Origin of the sequence: Reichenbachiella sp. (genome assembly GCF_039944555.1) — a bacterium.
Classification (GTDB): Bacteria; Bacteroidota; Bacteroidia; order Cytophagales; family Cyclobacteriaceae; genus Reichenbachiella.
Genome location: NZ_JBDUYN010000006.1, coordinates 483,778 through 503,063 on the forward strand (window position 1 = coordinate 483,778; position 19,286 = coordinate 503,063).

Annotated in this window: 16 protein-coding genes; 8 read left to right on the forward strand and 8 right to left on the reverse strand. The window is 40.6% G+C overall.

The window, feature by feature from the left end; all coding sequences use genetic code 11:
• Positions 1-5: 5 nt before the first annotated feature.
• From ABJD64_RS06830 to ABJD64_RS06845, 4 genes are all read right to left on the reverse strand, one after another.
• Positions 6-773 (reverse strand): glucose 1-dehydrogenase, encoded by a 768-nt coding sequence (locus ABJD64_RS06830; RefSeq protein WP_348179894.1) that lies wholly within the window; start codon positions 771-773, stop codon positions 6-8.
• Between the two features lie 156 nt (positions 774-929).
• On the reverse strand, positions 930-1,478 hold the full coding sequence (locus tag ABJD64_RS06835; RefSeq protein ID WP_348179895.1) for a DUF4136 domain-containing protein: 549 nt from the start codon (positions 1,476-1,478) through the stop codon (positions 930-932).
• 140 nt (positions 1,479-1,618) lie between these two features.
• Entirely contained in the window at positions 1,619-2,812 is a 1,194-nt protein-coding gene (locus ABJD64_RS06840) for a succinylglutamate desuccinylase/aspartoacylase family protein (RefSeq protein WP_348179896.1), read from the reverse strand.
• Entirely contained in the window at positions 2,805-4,649 is a 1,845-nt protein-coding gene (locus tag ABJD64_RS06845; RefSeq protein WP_348179897.1) for a CBS domain-containing protein, read from the reverse strand. Before ABJD64_RS06845 ends, ABJD64_RS06840 begins: the two co-directional genes overlap by 8 nt.
• A gap of 321 nt (positions 4,650-4,970) precedes the next feature.
• Between ABJD64_RS06845 and ABJD64_RS06850 the strand changes: the two genes are divergently transcribed.
• From ABJD64_RS06850 to ABJD64_RS06885, 8 genes are read left to right on the forward strand one after another with little or no spacing between them, the layout of a single operon-like run.
• A complete protein-coding gene (locus tag ABJD64_RS06850) occupies positions 4,971-5,588 on the forward strand; it encodes a TetR/AcrR family transcriptional regulator (protein ID WP_348179899.1) in 618 nt (205 codons plus the stop codon).
• Positions 5,585-6,826 (forward strand): TolC family protein, encoded by a 1,242-nt coding sequence (locus tag ABJD64_RS06855; protein ID WP_348179901.1) that lies wholly within the window; start codon positions 5,585-5,587, stop codon positions 6,824-6,826. The genes ABJD64_RS06850 and ABJD64_RS06855 overlap by 4 nt, the downstream gene beginning before the upstream one ends.
• Before the next feature lie 4 nt (positions 6,827-6,830).
• Entirely contained in the window at positions 6,831-7,730 is a 900-nt protein-coding gene (locus tag ABJD64_RS06860; protein WP_348179903.1) for an HlyD family efflux transporter periplasmic adaptor subunit, read from the forward strand.
• Between the two features lie 13 nt (positions 7,731-7,743).
• Positions 7,744-8,220 (forward strand): c-type cytochrome, encoded by a 477-nt coding sequence (locus ABJD64_RS06865; RefSeq protein ID WP_348179905.1) that lies wholly within the window; start codon positions 7,744-7,746, stop codon positions 8,218-8,220.
• Positions 8,221-8,256: 36 nt separating this feature from the next.
• Positions 8,257-9,159: an ABC transporter ATP-binding protein gene (locus ABJD64_RS06870; RefSeq protein ID WP_348179907.1), complete on the forward strand. Its 903-nt coding sequence runs from the start codon at positions 8,257-8,259 to the stop codon at positions 9,157-9,159.
• A complete protein-coding gene (locus ABJD64_RS06875) occupies positions 9,160-9,888 on the forward strand; it encodes an ABC transporter ATP-binding protein (RefSeq protein WP_348179909.1) in 729 nt (242 codons plus the stop codon).
• Positions 9,885-10,991, forward strand: coding sequence for an ABC transporter permease (locus ABJD64_RS06880; protein WP_348179911.1), 1,107 nt, complete (start codon positions 9,885-9,887; stop codon positions 10,989-10,991). The genes ABJD64_RS06875 and ABJD64_RS06880 overlap by 4 nt, the downstream gene beginning before the upstream one ends.
• The gene (locus tag ABJD64_RS06885; RefSeq protein WP_348179913.1) at positions 10,991-12,112 is read left to right on the forward strand and encodes an ABC transporter permease; all 1,122 of its coding nucleotides are present in this window, start codon (positions 10,991-10,993) and stop codon (positions 12,110-12,112) included. The genes ABJD64_RS06880 and ABJD64_RS06885 overlap by 1 nt, the downstream gene beginning before the upstream one ends.
• 41 nt (positions 12,113-12,153) lie before the next feature.
• Here the strand turns inward: ABJD64_RS06885 and ABJD64_RS06890 are convergent, their stop codons facing one another.
• The 4 genes from ABJD64_RS06890 to ABJD64_RS06905 form a co-directional block, all read right to left on the reverse strand.
• Positions 12,154-12,969 carry an energy transducer TonB gene (locus tag ABJD64_RS06890; protein WP_348179915.1) on the reverse strand — a complete coding sequence of 272 codons (816 nt, stop codon included), beginning with the start codon at positions 12,967-12,969 and terminating at the stop codon, positions 12,154-12,156.
• A gap of 672 nt (positions 12,970-13,641) precedes the next feature.
• Positions 13,642-14,586 (reverse strand): thioredoxin-disulfide reductase, encoded by a 945-nt coding sequence (trxB, locus tag ABJD64_RS06895; protein WP_348179917.1) that lies wholly within the window; start codon positions 14,584-14,586, stop codon positions 13,642-13,644.
• A 149-nt stretch (positions 14,587-14,735) separates the two neighbouring features.
• Entirely contained in the window at positions 14,736-16,400 is a 1,665-nt protein-coding gene (locus tag ABJD64_RS06900) for a trypsin-like peptidase domain-containing protein (RefSeq protein ID WP_348179919.1), read from the reverse strand.
• 52 nt (positions 16,401-16,452) lie between these two features.
• Positions 16,453-19,254 (reverse strand): insulinase family protein, encoded by a 2,802-nt coding sequence (locus ABJD64_RS06905; RefSeq protein ID WP_348179920.1) that lies wholly within the window; start codon positions 19,252-19,254, stop codon positions 16,453-16,455.
• Positions 19,255-19,286: the final 32 nt, after the last annotated feature.

Below are 19,286 nucleotides of genomic sequence, written 5' to 3' on the forward strand. Positions count from 1 at the left end.
TCTCATTACTGAGCCACATATCCGCCGTCGATAACCAGCTCTTCACCCGTTACGAATTTGGATTCATCAGAAGCCAGATAGAGTATGCCGTAGGCTATATCATCAGGTTCGCCCATATGACCAACTGGGTGTAGATTACCAACTGCTTGTTTAGCTTCCTCCAAATCGCCACCCTGAGATTTAAGGTGTTGCTCCACCATCGGTGTCCAAATGAATCCCGGATGAACTGAGTTGACCCTAATTTTTTCCTTTGCATAGATCAAAGCATCGGTCTTAGACATTTCCCTGACTGCGCCCTTCGAAGCATGATATGGAGGCACATCCGGTGCTCCCACAATACCATATATTGAGGATAAATTTATAATACTTCCCCCTCCAGCTTCACGCATATAGGGAATGATATACTTTGTACAAAGAAAGACGCCCTTTACATTTACAGCCATCACACGATCCCATTCTTCTGTCGTGATTCTATCCGTTGGTAGGTTAGCTCCCGCTATTCCTGCGTTATTGACCAGTATATCTATGGGTCCCCATTTCTTGTATACCTCCTGAAAGACCCTATCTACTTCGTCCTCGTTTGATACATCCATATGCCAATATGCGGCTTCACCATTGTAACTGATTTGCTCAACCAATGCCTGGCCATCCAAATCATCCAAGTCGGTAACCGCCACCTTTGCTCCTTCTTGAGCAAACAACCTACAAGTAGCTGCTCCTATCCCAAGTGCACCTCCTGTAACTATAGCTACTTTTCCTTTTAGCCTTTCCATATTAATTGGTGTCTAATTATACAATTTTGATACAAGTTGAAGTTACTCCCTATTCGAGTTGATCACTATGATGTCAGTCAAAGGGGTTGTTGATTCTGGTCACACGCTGAGACCGGCAAGAATCGAAAGTGTAAGAATGAGGACTGGACTCTGCCACTACTGATATTCAGATGTATTTGGTCCAGCCATGTATGGATACTTATCAAAAATAGCTACAACAACTTTTCTAATTCGTTCTTCCATGTCCTTATAGGGCCCGTCAATCGTCTTGACTGCCACACCGTGCCAAACCAAATTACCTGAACTTACATCAACCAAATCAATGATCAAAGTACCCTCTTTATATGATCTAACACCAGTTGATTCATACCCCCAGTATCGATAGCCTCCATACCGAGCACTAGGTACTGGTACTACATCCATCTTTGTTTCTGTTTTGACATAGATGTGAACATTTAGATCTGCCTCTTCAGCCAACTCATAATTTCGAACCTCCATTTGTTCTTTGACCACATTCTTGACCCTGTTTCTGTTCAGTTGGTTGAAGTAGATCTTTTCCCCACCTACGGTTTCAGGTTCCATGATCTGGTAGGTACGGAATTTGCTAAAATCAGTTCCTTCCAACTGATCCGTAACCACTTTCAGCGAAGTACAACCGGCCAAACTTATGAGCCCCAGGTAGATTATTGATTTCGAAATTCTCATGATTTTGTTATTATGTATTAGTATTATTCTTCTATTTACTTTGAATCGAATGTTCGTCTTGAGAAATAAATGATCATTATCAAGAACTCTGTTTTTACCATAAACATCGGTGGCCAGGAGACATCAGAATATTCTGATTGTCAGATCATCAACTGCATCAGTTCCGGACCCTGCACGTCATACTTTCGTTTTATCAGAATCAGTTTTTTGCCCTTTTTCTCCTTCCTTCGAAACCCAAGTAGATGAAAAAATTCAATGACATACCATCTCGCAATTCTAAGATTAATGATTAGCTCATGATCCAATCCTTTATGCCGTGATACACCGGGCAAATAAGGCAGTGCTTTCTCAAGTTTCAATCTTCTTAAGTATTCGGAAACCTTCAACCAAAAAAGTCGGATTTCACGAATGATAAAAAAACCATCATTGCCCAATTTCTGATAAAGGGGCATAAATATTCTTCCCGATTCTTTCGCACGGACTTCTTCATAATTATGCACCGCTAAAAACTCATTTTTGTGAATCTTTTGAAAATTAGTGTAGCCTGGGTTCATAATGAATGCAGTGTCAACTGCCAGTTTAAACCGGTGCCGTACCTCAAATACTTTCTTATCATTCATGGTACCTTTTGCCAACTGTTCGTAAAAAAGATGACTATTAGGGATCGAAGCAGGTGATATAGCTCCGGCATAGAATAGCGCAAGCCAAATGGCCGCTTCATGGTTCTTTACGGAGGCTGGGTCCTCGTGGCTACCGGCCTCCACACCAACGGCAATATGCCCCAACTGATTCATATAATTTAGAATCGTACCCTCAAGATGCTCCTCTATGCCCAGAATAGCAGGTAGTGGGAATTTCATGGCGAAATGCCTGTTTCTCAAGGTATCATTGATCGAAAGAAATGGTTGACTTTCGGACGAAGTAGTATGAAGGTCAATGACATAGATCGGTCCATTTGTCATTTTGAAGATCTTACTCAGTCTGTCCCACATGTATTTTTGTTCCAATTCTTCTACACTTAATTCGTGAACATGAGTATCATCATTTAACCTATTTATGCGTTCCTGAGTCCATATGCGATTCAAATCCTCATCAATAAACCGCTCACCTTCCACCAAGGCCGTGATATTGCCTGATAGGCCAATTAGTCTGCCAGAAATGGCGGGTTTCACTTCTTCGAGTCGATCTAAAACATTGCTGAAAGCTTTAACTCCTGACGGCTCATTGCCATGAATCCCACAAGTAAATACCACCGTAGGACCTGAAACATTTTGATCATATTCACCAAGCACTCTTTCCAGGTGTACATTTTGGCTATTTGCTACTTCATTCATGAGGTTCTTTGATTATTCTATCTAACATTTTCATAAAATCACTTTCTGTAATAATCCCAACCAAAATACCCTTGTCCAGAACTGGAAGACAGCTTACTTTCTTTTCTATCATCATGGTCAAGGCCTTTTCGGTAGTCGCATTTGCTTCAACTGTAGCTGGATGCTTAATCATTACATCCTTGATAACCTTAGGCTGCGAAGTCACACCCAGACCAAAAGTTTGAAGAATTGTTCGAGATGTAATGAGTCCGGTAAACTCTCCTTTCTTGTTCTCAACAGGTACATGTCTGATGTGCTGCCAGTCCATAACTCTCGTGGCAAGGTCCAGGATATCATCCTCTTTCACAGTAAAAAGATCTCTGGACATGAGCTGATTCACTTTTTTAAAGCGGCTTTTCCAGCCCCCTGCAGCATGAAGCTTTGCGGATTTCCACTTATGTACAGGGATATTTTGCTTTTGATTGTCAACTATCGCAGAGGTAGTGTCCACCAATGCCTCATAATTTGTACCCTTAGTCTTAAGTGTGTTAAAGGAATCTAATGTCCATTGAGATCCCGTCTGCTCTGTTTCCACCCTTTCTTTTATGATGTTCAAGTATTCATCTGCCTCAGCAAGATCAACTCCCGCTTTAATCAAACCGACTTTGGCCATAGGTAATAGCTCATCAAGTATAAGTACCTTGGCTGTCACTCTCTTTTTGTTTATCCAGCTGAATTGTGCCCCAAGTCCCATTCTTGCCGCCTTAATGAAATTATTTTTTACTTGATGAAATGGAAGTATCGGAACGCTCGGGTAGTCATCTGGTATACCTTTCATAAGTCCCAACCAGAACGCGGCATTGGCTACCTCATCTTTTACCGTAGGGCCTGATGGTAGATAGCGGTTTTCAATTCTCAGATGCGGTATGCCGTTAGTAATACCGTAGCAAGCCCTGTTCCATCGATAGTTGGTGCCGTTATGTACCTGAAAGGCACGCAAGGTTGGAACCTGTCCGGATGCCAGTTTTTCAAAAGCATCTTCTTGACCCTCAGCGTGTAGCAAAACCGGGTATCTAACCACATCCTCGTGAAAAAGTTCAAGTACGGAATCTTGAACCCAATCATTGCCAAACCATACCCTTGGCATTTTTTCGGTAACCAAATGTGAGAGCCTTCTGGTATCTAAAGATTGCTGAAATAATGCAATCCGTGTTTCTCTCCATAATCGTTTGCCTAATAGTATTGGAGAATTAGTGGCACTGGCAAGTACGGGTCCGGATATGAGCTGAGCCCAGTTATAAAGCTTGCCAAAATCTTGTGATGATACCTGCAAGTGAATCTGAAAACTCGTATTGCAGCCTTCCATCATAGTAGAATCATGTTTTGTGGTCAACAGGTCAGTTCCTTCAATTCTAAATTCATAGGGTCGACCCCGCCGCTCATTCATTATAGCGCTCAGTGCGTGGTATCTGGGCTGAGGAGTAAGGTTACTTATATGTAAATCTGATTTTTTAATCGTTGGGAGGATCCCGGTTAAAATTATGCGGGCATTCGCTGTAGCTGCTGCCTTTTCAAGCTTAGCCAAAAGGTGCATCAAATGATCCTCAAGCCGCGAAAGTGCTTTTCCCTCGAACAGCAATGGGTCTACATTAATCTCAGCATTGAATCTGGCATGTTCGTAGGTAAATCGAGAATCATTGGCCTCTTTGAGAACCTTTGTGACAACGGGCGCCGGACACCAATGTTTATCGATAAAGCATAGTTCCTGTTCGGCACCAATCCGCTGAATATCTGCCTCAATCATTCCTTCATCGATCATCACTTCTAGCGCCTGCAAATCCCTCAACAGGCTTTTCATGAAAACCTGCTTTTGATTAAGATCGGTTTCAATTTTAACTTTTTGGCTGCCCATTTCCTCATCTTTAATTCTCTCAAACAAGTAAAGAAATTGGTGGCACTTGGCCAATGAGAACCGTCATCCGGCTAAATGATTAAAGCAATGCTGTAGCACCGAATATCGAAGCTGTACCCATGCATATCATGTCGACTGGATAGATGTTGACACCTGATTAATAATCAATTGTCCATTGGTTTGTAATAGAAAATTAAGTGTGCAACAACCCTTTTAAAATAAAGGCGTTATATTTGTTAACCAAACGGTTAAACCATATAGTTAAACATGTCGAAAACAAAAAACGATACCACCGAAGATCAAATACTGACAGCCGCTAAGAATGTGTTTCAGCGTAAAGGAATGGATGGTTCACGAATGCAAGAGATCGCAAATGAAGCCGGAATCAACAAGGCACTACTTCACTATTACTATCGAAGTAAGCAAATGCTCTTTGAAGCTGTTTTCAAAAATGCTTTTTCTCTGTTGGCCCCTCAATTGAACGGGATTCTCAATGATGATTCGAGTATAGAAGATAAAATCAGAAATTTCACAGCCAACTATCTCACATTCATGAACAAGCACCCCTACCTACCCAAATTCATTATTCATGAAGTGAACAGAAATCCTGAATTCATTCTGAAAATGCGCGATAAAACCGGGTTCCCCAACTTGGATAAATTTAAAAAACAGGTGGCTGCTGAAGTTGAAAGCGGTACGATAAAATCTATTAAAGCGGAACAGTTATTCATCAACATCATGGCATTGAACATCTTCCCTTTTGTAGCTACACCCTTGATCAAGGCTTTCGCCAATATAAATGATCAGACCTTTAAACAATTGATGGAGGATAGAAAAACGGAGGTGTCAGACTTTATTATCAACTCTATAAAAGTGAAACCATGAAGAGACTAGTCATCCTTTTAGCTTTTGCATTTCCAGCATTCACCTATGGGCAGCAAACACTGACCTTACAAGAATGCTACCAGTTGATTAACAATTATCCTTTGGCCAAGCAGCTTGATTTGCTAGAGAAGCAAAACGACTTAGATTTAGAAGCCATTAATACCGGAAAACTACCAAAGCTTGACTTTTCAGCTCAAGCCACCTATCAATCCGATGTCATTCAAGTCCCATTGTCTTCTATAAAACCGTTGAACAAGGATCAATATCGTTCAACCATCACTGCTAATCAATTGATCTACGACGGTGGTTCAATTGATGCCTCATTAAAAGCAAAATCTGCTGTTTTGAAAACTCAGCAAAAGCAAGTAGAAGTCAATTTGTATCAGTTAAAAAAACAGGTAAACCAGTTGTACTTCTCCATTCTACTGATTCGCGAGAAGAAAGCTTTACTGACCGCTAAAAGAGAGCAGCTTGAAGCAAGGTTAAAAGAAGTCAAATCAGGAATTGAAAATGGAACAATTTTACCAGCATCGGATAAAGTCCTGGATGCGGAAATGTTAAAAATAGAAAGACAGTTTATCGAAGTGGAGCACAATGAGCTCAGTTTGTTCCAAACCCTATCCTCACTTATTGGCAAAAATATCGAACCGTCTACGACACTTCCTGACGCTGAAATAGAAATCAATGACCAGACCCTAATCAGCCGTCCAGAATTAGCCTTATTCCAGCTAAAAAAAGAACAGATCCAATCCTCTGATCTACTTCTGTCAAAGCAAAACGCTCCCAAAATATCAGGTTTTGCAACCGGTGGCTATGGCAACCCTGGTTTGAACATGCTTGATAACTCATTTCAAACCTTTTACACGGTTGGTTTAAAACTTAACTGGAATGTTTTTGACTGGAATGCCAATAAAAAGAAACGTGAATCACTCCTGTTGAATAAAGAAATAGTTGACAATGAATCTGAAATTTTCGAATTGAACACACAAATCGAACTGAATCAACAGCAATCTGAAATCGAGAAATTGAATGCATTTATCACTTCCGATATAGCATCTATCGAATTGCGAAAAGAAGTGCTAAAATCAGCTGAATCTCAATTACGAAACGGTGTCATTACCACTTCGGCCTACATCACAGAATTGACCAATTTGTTTGAGGACGAAAATACATTGAGTATGCACAAGATTCAGCTTGCATTGATGAAGGCAGATTATAACATCACCAAAGGACAATAGAAAAATGAAAAGAATCCAATTTATATCTACTTTGAGTATAGCTACTCTCACCCTATTTTCCTGTAGTTCTGACAATGGCAGAGCTGATGGGTATGGCAATTTTGAAGCTACTGAAATCACCATTTCCGCAGAAAATAATGGGAAACTTATGCAATTCAACCTGGACGAAGGTCAATCACTGACCAAAGAAGCCCTGGTCGGTTATATAGATACGATTCCTCTTGCATTAAAGCGTGATCAGCTCGCCGTTTCTAAAGAAGTGATTGCCTCAAAATCAAGAGGAGTTTTGTCTCAGATTGCTGTTTTGAATGCCCGGCTAGAGACCGCTGACACTAATAAAAAGAGGATTGAAAATCTAATTAAGGACAATGCCGGAACCCAAAAACAATTGGACGATATCACGGGTGAAATAGACGTGATCAAACAGCAGATAAAAAGCGTTAAAATTCAAAACACACCTGTTGTAAGCGAGCTTAAAAATATAGATGTTCAAATCAGGCAGATCGAGGACCAGATAGCAAAAAGCAAAATCATAAACCCCATAAACGGAACTGTTCTGGTGAAGTACGCTGAACCCAATGAGGTCACAGCGTTTGGCAAACCGCTGTATAAAATTGCCGATTTGAGTACCATGCAGCTGCGGGTTTTTGTAAGTGAGACCCAGCTTTCGGGTATTAAGATTGGACAAAAAGTAAACGTTAAAATAGATTCTAATACGGATATGAAGTCTTATCCGGGAACTATTACCTGGATCGCGTCAGAGGCAGAGTTCACGCCTAAAATAATTCAAACTAAAGAGGAACGTGTGGCGCTGGTATATGCAGTAAAAATTAATGTCGCTAACGACGGTAGTCTTAAAATAGGAATGCCTGCAGAAATGTGGCTACACGAAGAGGTTTTATAAAAATCATTAGAAAATGAAAAGGTTTCTTGCATTGATAAGTTTCAGTATTGGTTTAGTGAGTTGCGGCCCATTGACTAAGGAAAAGAATGACCGCATTGCAGCCCAAGATACAGCTGACACCAACACCGTTCAAACAAACGAAGGGTATACTTTGATGAAGAACAATTGTTATGCTTGTCATCATCCCAACTCAGCATCACATGATGATCTGATAGCCCCGCCCCTGGTTGCGGTGAAGAGACGCTATCAGATACAATATCCAAAGAAAGAAGAATTTGTAAATGCCATGGTAGAGTGGGTACAAAACCCCAGTCAGGAAAGAGTACTAATGCCAGGTGCGGTGGATCAATTTAATGTAATGATAAGCATGCCTTTAGACACCGAGGTGCTTCAGAAGATAGCGAGTTACATGTATGAGAACGAGTTAGAAAGACCGGATTGGTTTGAAGAGCATTTCAAAGAAATGCATGGCAATGGGGTGAACAACTAAGGAGACCGTTAGTTCTATTTTAAAAAAATAAAAACTATGAGCATTACTCTAACTAATGTTTCAAAATCTTATGGCAATCTAAAAGCCAATGACAACATTTCTTTCAGTGTGAAGGAGGGTGAACTCTTTGGGCTAATTGGACCAGACGGCGCTGGTAAAACCACCTTATTCAGAGTACTGACAACACTCTTAATCGCTGATGAAGGTACCGCTACAGTTGCTCGATTCGATGTAGTCGATGATTACAAAAGTATTCGAAACAATGTGGGATACATGCCCGGGAGATTTTCGCTGTATCAGGATTTAACCATTGAAGAAAACCTCACCTTTTTTGCCACCATTTTTGGAACCACCATCGAAGAGAATTTTGATTTGATCAAAGACATCTATACTCAAATCGAACCCTTCAAAAATCGTAGAGCAGGCAAACTGTCCGGTGGAATGAAACAAAAGCTAGCGCTCTGTTGCGCCCTGATTCATAAACCGAAGGTGTTGTTTCTGGACGAACCCACCACAGGGGTTGATCCGGTCTCCCGGAAAGAGTTTTGGGAAATGCTCAAGCGCTTACAGCAAAAGGGAATTACCATTTTAGTATCTACACCCTATATGGATGAAGCGGCACTGTGCGATCGTATTGCACTAATTCAGGATGGCAAAATATTGGAAATAGATGCTCCTCAGGAGATTGTGAAACATTACCCTAAGGCCCTGTACAACGTGGGCGCTGACAATATGTATAAGCTAATCCAAAGCCTCAAGGAATATGAACATCATTACAGCGTCTTTCCCTTCGGAGAATTTGTCCATTATGCTGATCAACGCCCTGATTTCAATAAGGGTGAATTACAGGGTTTTCTGGAGGATTACGGATTAAAACACGTTCACATTGAACCCATCTCGCCTACTATAGAAGATACATTTATGGAATTAGCTAAATAGATGGACAATCAACCGATCATACAAGTAGAAAGCTTAACCAAAAGGTTTGGTGATTTTAGCGCTGTGGATGCCATCACTTTTAAGGTGGATAAGGGAGAAATTTTTGGTTTTCTGGGAGCTAACGGAGCTGGTAAAACTACAGCCATGAAGATGCTCATTGGGATTTCCAATCCAACTTCCGGCAAAGCTCATGTGGCGGGATATGATGTGTTTACTCAGGCAGAGAGCATCAAGAAAAGCATCGGTTACATGAGTCAGAAGTTTGCTTTATATGACGACCTCACCGTGAAGGAAAATATCACCTTCTTTGGCGGTATCTATGGTTTGTCTGGAGCTCAAATCAAAGAAAAGACCGCTTTGATGATTGAGGAATTGGAATTGCATGAGGTCGCTCATCAGCTGGTAGGTGCATTGCCATTGGGCTGGAAGCAAAAAATATCATTTTCAGTCGCCTTGCTGCACAATCCAAAGATTGTGTTCCTGGACGAGCCAACTGGTGGTGTGGACCCGATTACACGGCGACAGTTTTGGGAAATGATCTACAAAACTGCCCACAACGGAACGACCGTTTTTGTAACCACGCACTACATGGACGAAGCCGAATACTGCGATCGTGTTTCGATCATGGTAAATGGTAAAATTGAAGCATTAGACACTCCCAAAAGGCTCAAAGAACAATTTGAGGTAGACAGCATGAATGACGTATTTTTAAAACTGGCAAGAGGATGAAGCGGTTCAAGGGATTTGTAAGAAAGGAATTCTATCATATCTTCCGAGATAAACGTTCACTCTTTATTCTATTTGGAATGCCCATTGCTCAAATTCTGCTGTTTGGCTTTGCCATTACCAATGAAATCAATAATGTGGACATTGCCGTACTAGACCATTCCAGAGACGCAACTACGGGCGAAATCATCAACAAAATTGCGGCTTCAAAATATTTTAGCATCAATGAGTTTATCGAGCGTGAAACTGACATTGAGTCGGTCTTTCAAAAAGGAAAGATCAAGGCCGTATTAAATTTCGAAAAGAATTTCAGTAGAAACCTAATAAGAGACAACACTGCAACCATCCAGATTATAACGGACGCCACAGACCCCAATACGGCAAACACGATCAGTAATTACACAAGTTCTATTCTTCGCAACTATCAGCAGGAATTGAACAGAGATATTCAGCTCGCCTATCAGGTGCTACCGGAGATACGTATGGTTTACAATCCGGAGCTGAAAGGGGTATTCATGTTTGTTCCTGGCGTAATGACCATCATTTTAATGCTGGTATCTGCTATGATGACTTCTATATCGATAACCAGAGAAAAGGAATTGGGTACTATGGAAATTTTGCTCGTGTCACCATTAAAACCAGTACTCATCATTATAGGAAAAGTAGTGCCTTATATTTTTCTATCTGTGATCAACGCCATCGTAATAATTGTTTTGAGCATTTTCGTTTTTAAAATGCCCATCCAGGGAAGCTTGTTTTTGCTTGGGGTGGAAAGTGTTTTGTTTATCATCACTTCACTATCACTAGGCATTTTGATTTCAACCATTTCTACTACTCAACAAACCGCCATGATGGTTTCCCTAATGGGACTAATGTTGCCCACCATTCTACTTTCCGGATTTATATTTCCCATTTCTAGCATGCCGGTCCCCTTGCAGGTCATCAGTAATATTATTCCGGCAAAATGGTTTATCGTTCTGTTGAAAGGCATCATGCTCAAGGGAGTTGGCATCGTCTATCTATGGAAGGAAACGCTGTTGCTTTTTGGTATGGCACTATTTTTCATTGTTGTCAGTGTAAGAAAATACAAGATCAGATTAGAGTAATGAAAAGGATCGGATATATCATTCAAAAGGAGTTCAGGCAAATCTTTAGAAATAAAGCTATGCTCCCAATCATTTTTGTCATGCCCTTGATTCAATTGCTCATACTATCTAATGCTGCAACATTTGAGGTGAAAAATATCAAATTCTCCTATATTGATCATGATCACACATCTGCATCCAGATCTCTTATTGAAAAATTCGAAGTCTCTAGCTACTTCAATGTTATTTCAGATTTTCCTTCGGCATCGTTGGCCAATTCGGCCATGCTCAATGGTGAAGTAGACGTGATATTAGAAATACCTGGAAATTTGGAGCGAGATCTTGTAAAAGACAAATACGTCAAATTAGGAATTGCCATCAACGCAATCAATGGAGCTGCTGCTGGAGTAGAAAGTGTGTATATCAATCAAATTGTACGAGATTTCAATAAGGCAATAAAGGTTGAACTGGTCGGGCAACCTCAGAGCTCAGGTCCCCCAATAAGCATTGCTACGATTCCACTATTTTGGTATAACGAAACGCTGAACTATAAAACATTTATGGTTCCCGGTATTTTGGTAATGCTTGTCACCATGATCACTTTATTCCTATCCGGGATGAACATTGTGCGAGAAAAGGAAATTGGCACGCTAGAGCAAATCAATGTGACTCCCATCCGGAAGAGTCAGTTCATTATCGGGAAGCTATTTCCGTTTTGGGTGATAGGTATGGCTTTACTCTCCATTGGACTCATTATTTCAAAACTCATTTTTGATGTTCCAATGGTGGGTAGCCTGGCGTTGATGTATTTCTATACTTCTATTTATATTTTAGTCGTGCTAGGCATTGGACTATTCATATCAAATTACACAGATACACAGCAGCAGGCCATGTTTATTGCCTGGTTTTTTATGGTCATTTTCATTCTAATGAGCGGCCTCTTCACTCCAATAGAAAGTATGCCCGGATGGGCCCAGATTATCACAGAATTCAATCCCGTAAAATACTTTGTTGAGGTCATGCGCATGGTCATGCTAAAGGGTTCAAATCTCGAAGATATTTTGCCTCAATTGCTAAAAACGCTCGTCTATGCATTAGCAATGAATGGCTTGGCAGTTTGGAGCTATAAAAAGACAACTTAATATTTCCATTCTAATTGATTATTCACTTATAAAAAGTACCCTCATCGATACAACCTAAATATAATTGGTAGTGTCATGTATACTTTGACCGGCTTGCCTCGCTGCTTACCGGGTTTCCATTTTGGGGCATTTTTCACAATTCTTACTGCCTCCTCATCGCATCCACCCCCAATGCCTTTTAAGACGATGACATCCACAATAGATCCATCGCTATCTACCACAAACCTTATGAATACTCTACCCTGAATTTGCATCTTTCGTGCTTCTACCGGATAGGTCATATGCTGAGATACATAGTCATAAAATGCCTTCAGGCCTCCGATGGGTTCGGGCTTTTCCTCAACAATGTGAAAAATCTCCTCTGCCTTCTCTTCCTCAACCTCTTCCATTAAAAACTCAACCTCTTCGACGGCCATCTCCTCTGTCGTTTCTACATCAATAACAACTTCAACTTCCTTAATGATGATTTCATCCGGAACCGCCACTACCTTAGGCTGTTGAATGATCTTTGGCGGTGGAGGTGGTTGTTGCGTAATCGGAATGTCCTGAACTTCTTCGAAGGTGGTATTCTCCAAGTTCTCCAATGTAATGAGTTCCCGATCACTATAAAATTTCCAGTTGAAAATAACAATCATGGTAGCCAAGGCGAGACTCATTCCAAACCAGAAGAGCATTACACGCTGATCGGCATTCCTCTGGTTTTTGATTGCCTTAATCTCTATAAGATCCGCGTAGTCATTTTGCCTTAATACAAGCGGTTCTGTCTTCTCCTTAGCTGGTCTATGCTTCCTTATTCTATAATTTGGCGTTTCCCTTCTTTTACTTTGAGTAACATTTTTTTTAGTAATCGTTTTCATGACTTTTTCATTTCGTGAAATACCTGATTAACTTCAAAAACTTTATACATCAATAAACCTAGAAAATAAGAGAAATGGAATGAGCCTTGCGGGTTCAAATCCTGACATTGATCAGGAATATTATTTCAAGTTGATGGGGTCCAAACCGGGATAAAATGCCTCCCTGATTACTTATGCGTCTTTAAAACCCATATTTGCCCAAGAACTCTTGTCCTTCTTTATGCATTTAGATATACATAAGCCCTGTGTCATTCACTTCTCAATTCCTGCTTTCTATGGATTCGATTCGCTTCATTTGCAAACAAAAATGCACGGTGATGCACCTAATCAAACACATTTTAAAGGGAGAAGCAGGTGAATGTAAGGGGATAAATAATCATTGAAAGGCTTAAACCAAAAAGACTACTCGCTGAGTAATGAGGTCCTGAGCGCACCTGGTTTGGGACCAGGAGGTCTCAGCCGGGTGGCCGGTGCCATTCAATCCTGGTATCCCGACTGAAGTAAACCGCTCAATTGAGTGGCTTACTTTGTTTTTGAAATCTTAAAAATTTACACTCTTAAAAACATAGACGAATGCTGCTATTGAATTCCCTGGCGAACATTGAGCACTAGAGCCACAACAAAATTGAAAGGTATCAATCAGTTGTTTTCTTTAGTTCAATATGAACAAATTCAGCCTAAATTAACATCTTTAGCTGCAAGGAATCTCTCTGCATCCAGCGCTCCCATACAACCAGTACCTGCAGCAGTCACAGCCTGACGATAAACTCTATCAGCAGCATCGCCTGTGACAAACACACCTTCTACTTTGGTTTTCGATGTACCTGGCTCGACGATTAAATAACCAGCTTCGTCCATTTCCAGATACTCCTTGAATATCCCTGTATTAGGTTCATGACCAATGGCAACAAAGAATCCACTGATTTGAATATCTCGCTTCTCTCCTGTCACTGTATCCACCACTCTCATGGCCTCTACTTCGTCTTTGCCCAGGACTTCATCGGTAGATGTATTCCAAAGTACTTCGATGTTTGGGGTATTCAATACTCGCTGCTGCATAATTTTAGAAGCACGCATTTCATCTCTTCTAACCAACAAGTAGACCTTAGGGCAAATATTGGCCAGATAAGTAGCTTCTTCTGCGGCTGTGTCTCCACCGCCTACTACAGCTACTTCTTTTCCTTTATAGAAGAAACCGTCACATACTGCGCAAGCTGATACACCAACATTCAATAATCTTTTTTCAGACTCAAGACCTAGATATTTGGCGCTAGCACCAGTTGAAATAATTACAGCTTGAGCTGTAATTTCATGTTTTTCGTCGATGATGGCTTTGTGAGGATAACCTGAAAAATCAACAGATGTGACCATACCAAATCTGATCTCAGTCTCAAATCTTTCCGCTTGATTTTGCAAGTCAGTCATCATCTGCGGGCCATTTACCCCATCCGGATAACCAGGGAAATTTTCAACATCATTGGTAGTAGTCAATTGCCCTCCAGGTTCTCCTCCGGTGTACAACACTGGCTTTAGACCCGCTCTTGCTGCATATATAGCAGCCGTGTATCCCGCAGGACCTGAACCAATAATCAATACTTTTACGTTCTCTTGAGTCATACCCTTTCTTTTCTCTCAACTTGTTCTCTCCTGTCAGTCAAGTCAAGGAGCCGCCATTCAAAAAACCATTTAAAATAACTGCGACTCCTTTTTTTGACATCACTAAACTATGAGAAAATCAATTGTCTTGTTCAAATTTCAATTCACCATTAGTGCTTATCCAATATATTCTCTACAGAAGCCAATACATCCGCAATTGGTATTGCAAACGCACTAACTCTATTTTTACGAGCAATATTTATTCCTATCACTTGACCATCTAGGTCTATCACCGGAGTGCCACATTCATCTAGCATCAATGACATATCATGTGTAAACACATTTGGAAAATCGTCTTTTCGTTTACTTTCTTCTGTATCAAATGCTGGATGATTTTCTTTCCATTCACTTGGCTTAATCGGGGCTTTTCCCAATGTGACCTCAATTTGATTCTCTTCACCATTGCGCAAAACAGTAAGTACTACTTTTTGGCCTGGCCTTTTTGTTTTTTGAATGCTGTAAAAAATCTGTCGGTTTTCGACATCTTTTTTATCAAATTTTAATATCTCGTCTCCAGCCACTAGGCCAGCAACTTCAGCTGCTCCGCCATCAAATACTTCACCGATGATTGGCTTACTTGAGGCAAACTCAACCCCAAAATAGGCCCTATCCTTGTTGAGTACCTCTCTTGGCTTTACACTAAGCATACCAGCGTACAAAACTTGCTTTCCTTGCCCAACTGTACCTAATAATTGCCCCACCTGGGTGTTCACATTTTTATTCAAAGCAATGGGCTTTAGTACCTCATTCGATTCTACCTGAATGATTACAAGATCGTTGGATTCATCACGTCCAATCACTTTGGCTATCAAACTAACCCCTGAATTAAGTTGGCACTTCAACTTCTCGTCTCCCACACGTGAAGATTTGGATATGATATAACCTTTGGAATCAATTAGGGTTCCATATACTTCCAGTTTATTGCCATCAATTATGCTTTCTATTTTCACTACAGATTCACCAATTTCTTTGCTCCCTTCTTGGAACATGGATTTAAGGCCTTCTTTCCCTCCTTTAAATACATCTGGTGATGACTCTATAGATGCATTTATAAAGCTGGCCTCGTCAGGCTGACGCTCGTCATAAAACGTTTCAGCATATTCCAATCGCTCCCAATTCTCCTTCACCTTATCAATTGCCGGATAATAATTTTCATTGATCCCATCCTTTATATAGCTGCAAATACCAATAACTCTACCTTTTAAATCGAATAGTGGCCCTCCGGAATCTCCTGGCATCATAATACAACTCGTTTTCAGATAACCATGAGACGTAATTCCTTTGTAAAAACCAATTCTAGCCACAGCCGGTCTATCAGGGTCGTATACCTCTGGGTGCCCAAGCATGACACAGGCCTCATTCATGACTAAATCCGAAGAACTTCCCAAGTCTGCATATACCCATTTGCCCTTTTCCTTAATCTTCAGCAGACCATAATCAGCGTTTGTATTCTTACCGAGACAAGTCGCCGTAACTTTGGTACCATCGTTCAATCTAATCTCACTGTCCTTCCCTTCTAATGCGGCGATTACATGGGCTGCTGTTAAAATATAACCATCCTCAGAAATCAAAACACCGCTAGCACCCGTTTCTGGTACTCCAATATCAACAGTACTTTGAAGCATTTTTTCATAGGCCTTCAATATCTTCTTTTGAATACTTTTAGCCTTTTTCTGATTATCAAAACTTGATATTTGCGCATTGGCATGGTTTAACACCAATGCACAAAAAATTACAAGCAAAAACTTTACATTCATTAATATGGGACTTTTCATCTGGCTGTCAATTAGTGTTTAATGGCCGGTCTAATGGTTTTTATTCTATATACTATTCTGGTTTCATAATCACGCTGGTAGTGGCACTATTAGCCATGATTTTTTTAAACACCTTAGTAAATTTCTTCACTGTCATACCGCTCAAAATATCTTCATAGTTCTCAGGTTGAGCCGTGTTATATCCAATGCTATATTGGTCAATTATCCCTCTAAGCAAAGTCCCGTTCTGCTCCAAAGATTGTTCTCTAGTCTTGATCATCCCTTCTACAGCACTTTTGTAGTCTTCCTCAGCTGGTCCGTTGGCCAAAAGGTTTTTCATTTCACTATGAATAATTTCAACGAGTTTGTCAGCTTTATCTGGGTTACAGTCGAAATACATGGTCATTCCATAATTACCGTATGGAATGCTAGAAAACGAATTGTAAACACCAACTCCATAACTACCCCCTTCTTGTTCTCTGATGGTCTCAAAATAACGCTTAGAGAGTATCCCTTTAGCAATAGCCAATACCACATTGCCTTCGCTTGAATATTTCGCTTCCCCGAGATATTTGATATAGTTAGTCTGCTTGGCAACTTCCATTGGTTGCGAAAACTGATTTATATACCCATTTCCATATGGACGTACTTTATCGTCCTTCCATTGCTCTCTTCTTTTTCCATCAGTTATTGAGCCAATGTATTTTTCCACCAATGGGATCAAGATGGATTCATCCACTGCTCCAACAAAGGCAAAAACGAAATCTCCTGCTTGGCTAATTCTATCTCGATAAATTCTTTCGCACTTTTCGAAAGAGACCTTGTCAACAAATTCAAGGTTTTGAATGGGTCTTCTTGTCTGATTGCCTCCTGACATCGTCAGAGAAATGGAATCCCCAAAAATCTTCTGAGGATTCGTTGACGCATTTTTCAAACGCAATTTCATCTTAGTTGTCACGGCCTCGTAACTCTCCTTTTCAAACCTGGGTGCTTCAAAAGTGAGGTATATCAGCTGTAGTAAAGTCTCAATGTCATCAGGGGTTGATGACCCATTGAGGCCTTCTGAGTACTGACTAATACTTGCACTTATACCCACTTGCTTACCTACCAACAATTTCTTAAGATTCTCTAAGTTGTGCTCTCCAATACCACTTTCATCTACAATTTGTGCGACCAGACTAGCCGTTGGAATATCCTCGTCTGCTACCAGCGACAAGCCTCCTTGACTGTAAGCATTAAACAATATTTGATTGTCATTTTTATCTGTTGGATAAATAATCACTCTTGCTCCATTGCTAAGAACGTATTCTTTAGCATTTATTCCGTCCAGTGGCTTTGATGACACTACGCTTCCTGCCTTTGGTTCATTGGCCACCAAAGGTGCTGTCACTACTTCATCCACGAAGGCTTCAACCTTTGTATTCTTTACTTCATCAAACAGTCTCACAATTTGATCTTTAGACGGATAGTCAAAATCTACGTTTTTTGGGCCTTGAACTGTGACTACCACGTTATCTTCCTTATTCCATTTTTTAGCTAAGTCCCCTACCTCCCTGGCAGTGATTTTCGGTAGTTCAGTGCTGGCAAATTCCAATTCAAAGGCTACGCCTGGCTGCGGCTCACCTACCAAAAAGTGCGTTTTAATACTACCTGCCAATCGATCATTATTGACCTCGTTACGGTTTTTGTAGGCCTCTTCGTAATATTTCAGTGTTTGTATTTTGGCTCTTTCAAGTTCAGTAGACGTAACGCCATGTCTTCTCACTCGCTCATTTTCTATAAGCAGCGCCTTCATAGATCCTAAAACATCGATATTATCCGGTTTAGACCCTCCCATATAGAAAACATCTGAGGTCCGCACAAAACTATAATATCCGATCTGTGCTCGATTAAACGGAGCATCAGGCTTTTGTTGGATATTGCCAAGTCTTTCATTGAGTACTGATCGGTACAAAGAAGTCAGAAGGTCATTGCGTAAATACTCTTGATTTCTGTTTTCTCTTGACGTGGTCGGGTGCTTTATCATTACTGAGTACTGCACGAGTTGAGCTTCTTCATCGGTGGCAAAATCGTACACGATTCCTTCATTGTTTCCAACAGGATACTCTACTCTTTTAGCAGGACTAGCTGAAGTCGGTATTTTAGAAAGTATTTTTTTAACTCTACTTTCCATTTGATCGGCGTCGAAATCACCAACAATCACCACAGCCTGGAGATCCGGGCGGTACCACTTTTTGTAAAATGAACGAATAGCCTCGTAGGGACTATTTTCTACAACCTCCATGTCTCCTATTACATCTCTAACAGCGTATTTAGATTGATAATATGTGGTTGGAGCCAAGGTCTTCCTTAGACGCCTGCCATAATTATTTCTTGTTCGCCACTCTTCTTTGATCACCCCACGTTCGGCATCGATCTCTTCACCCGCCAAGGTCAAAGACCCTGACCAATCGTGTAAAATCAGAACACACGAATCCATTACTTCTGATTTGCCGGTTGGCACATTGCTGATGTTATAGACTGTTTCGTCTGTGTTTGTATACGCATTGAAACTTTTTCCAAACTCTACCCCTTGCCTCTCCAAAAAGTTTTTAACTCCTTTTCCTTTGAAATTGGTTGAGCCATTGAAAGCCATATGCTCTAGCATGTGAGCCAGACCATTTTGGTCATCTTCTTCCAGGATGGCTCCTACATTGTGAACAATGTAGAAACTCGCTCGATCCTTTGGCTCCTCATTGTGAAGGATATAATAGGTCATTCCGTTTTCCAAAACACCATACCTGATATTTGGATCTAATAGCTCTGGCCTTTGTTGAGCAAATATTGTACTACTGATAGATATCAGCGTTACAAAGAGTAGTATTAGCTTTTTCATTTTATTGATAGTTTTTGACTTCGTTTGCTTTA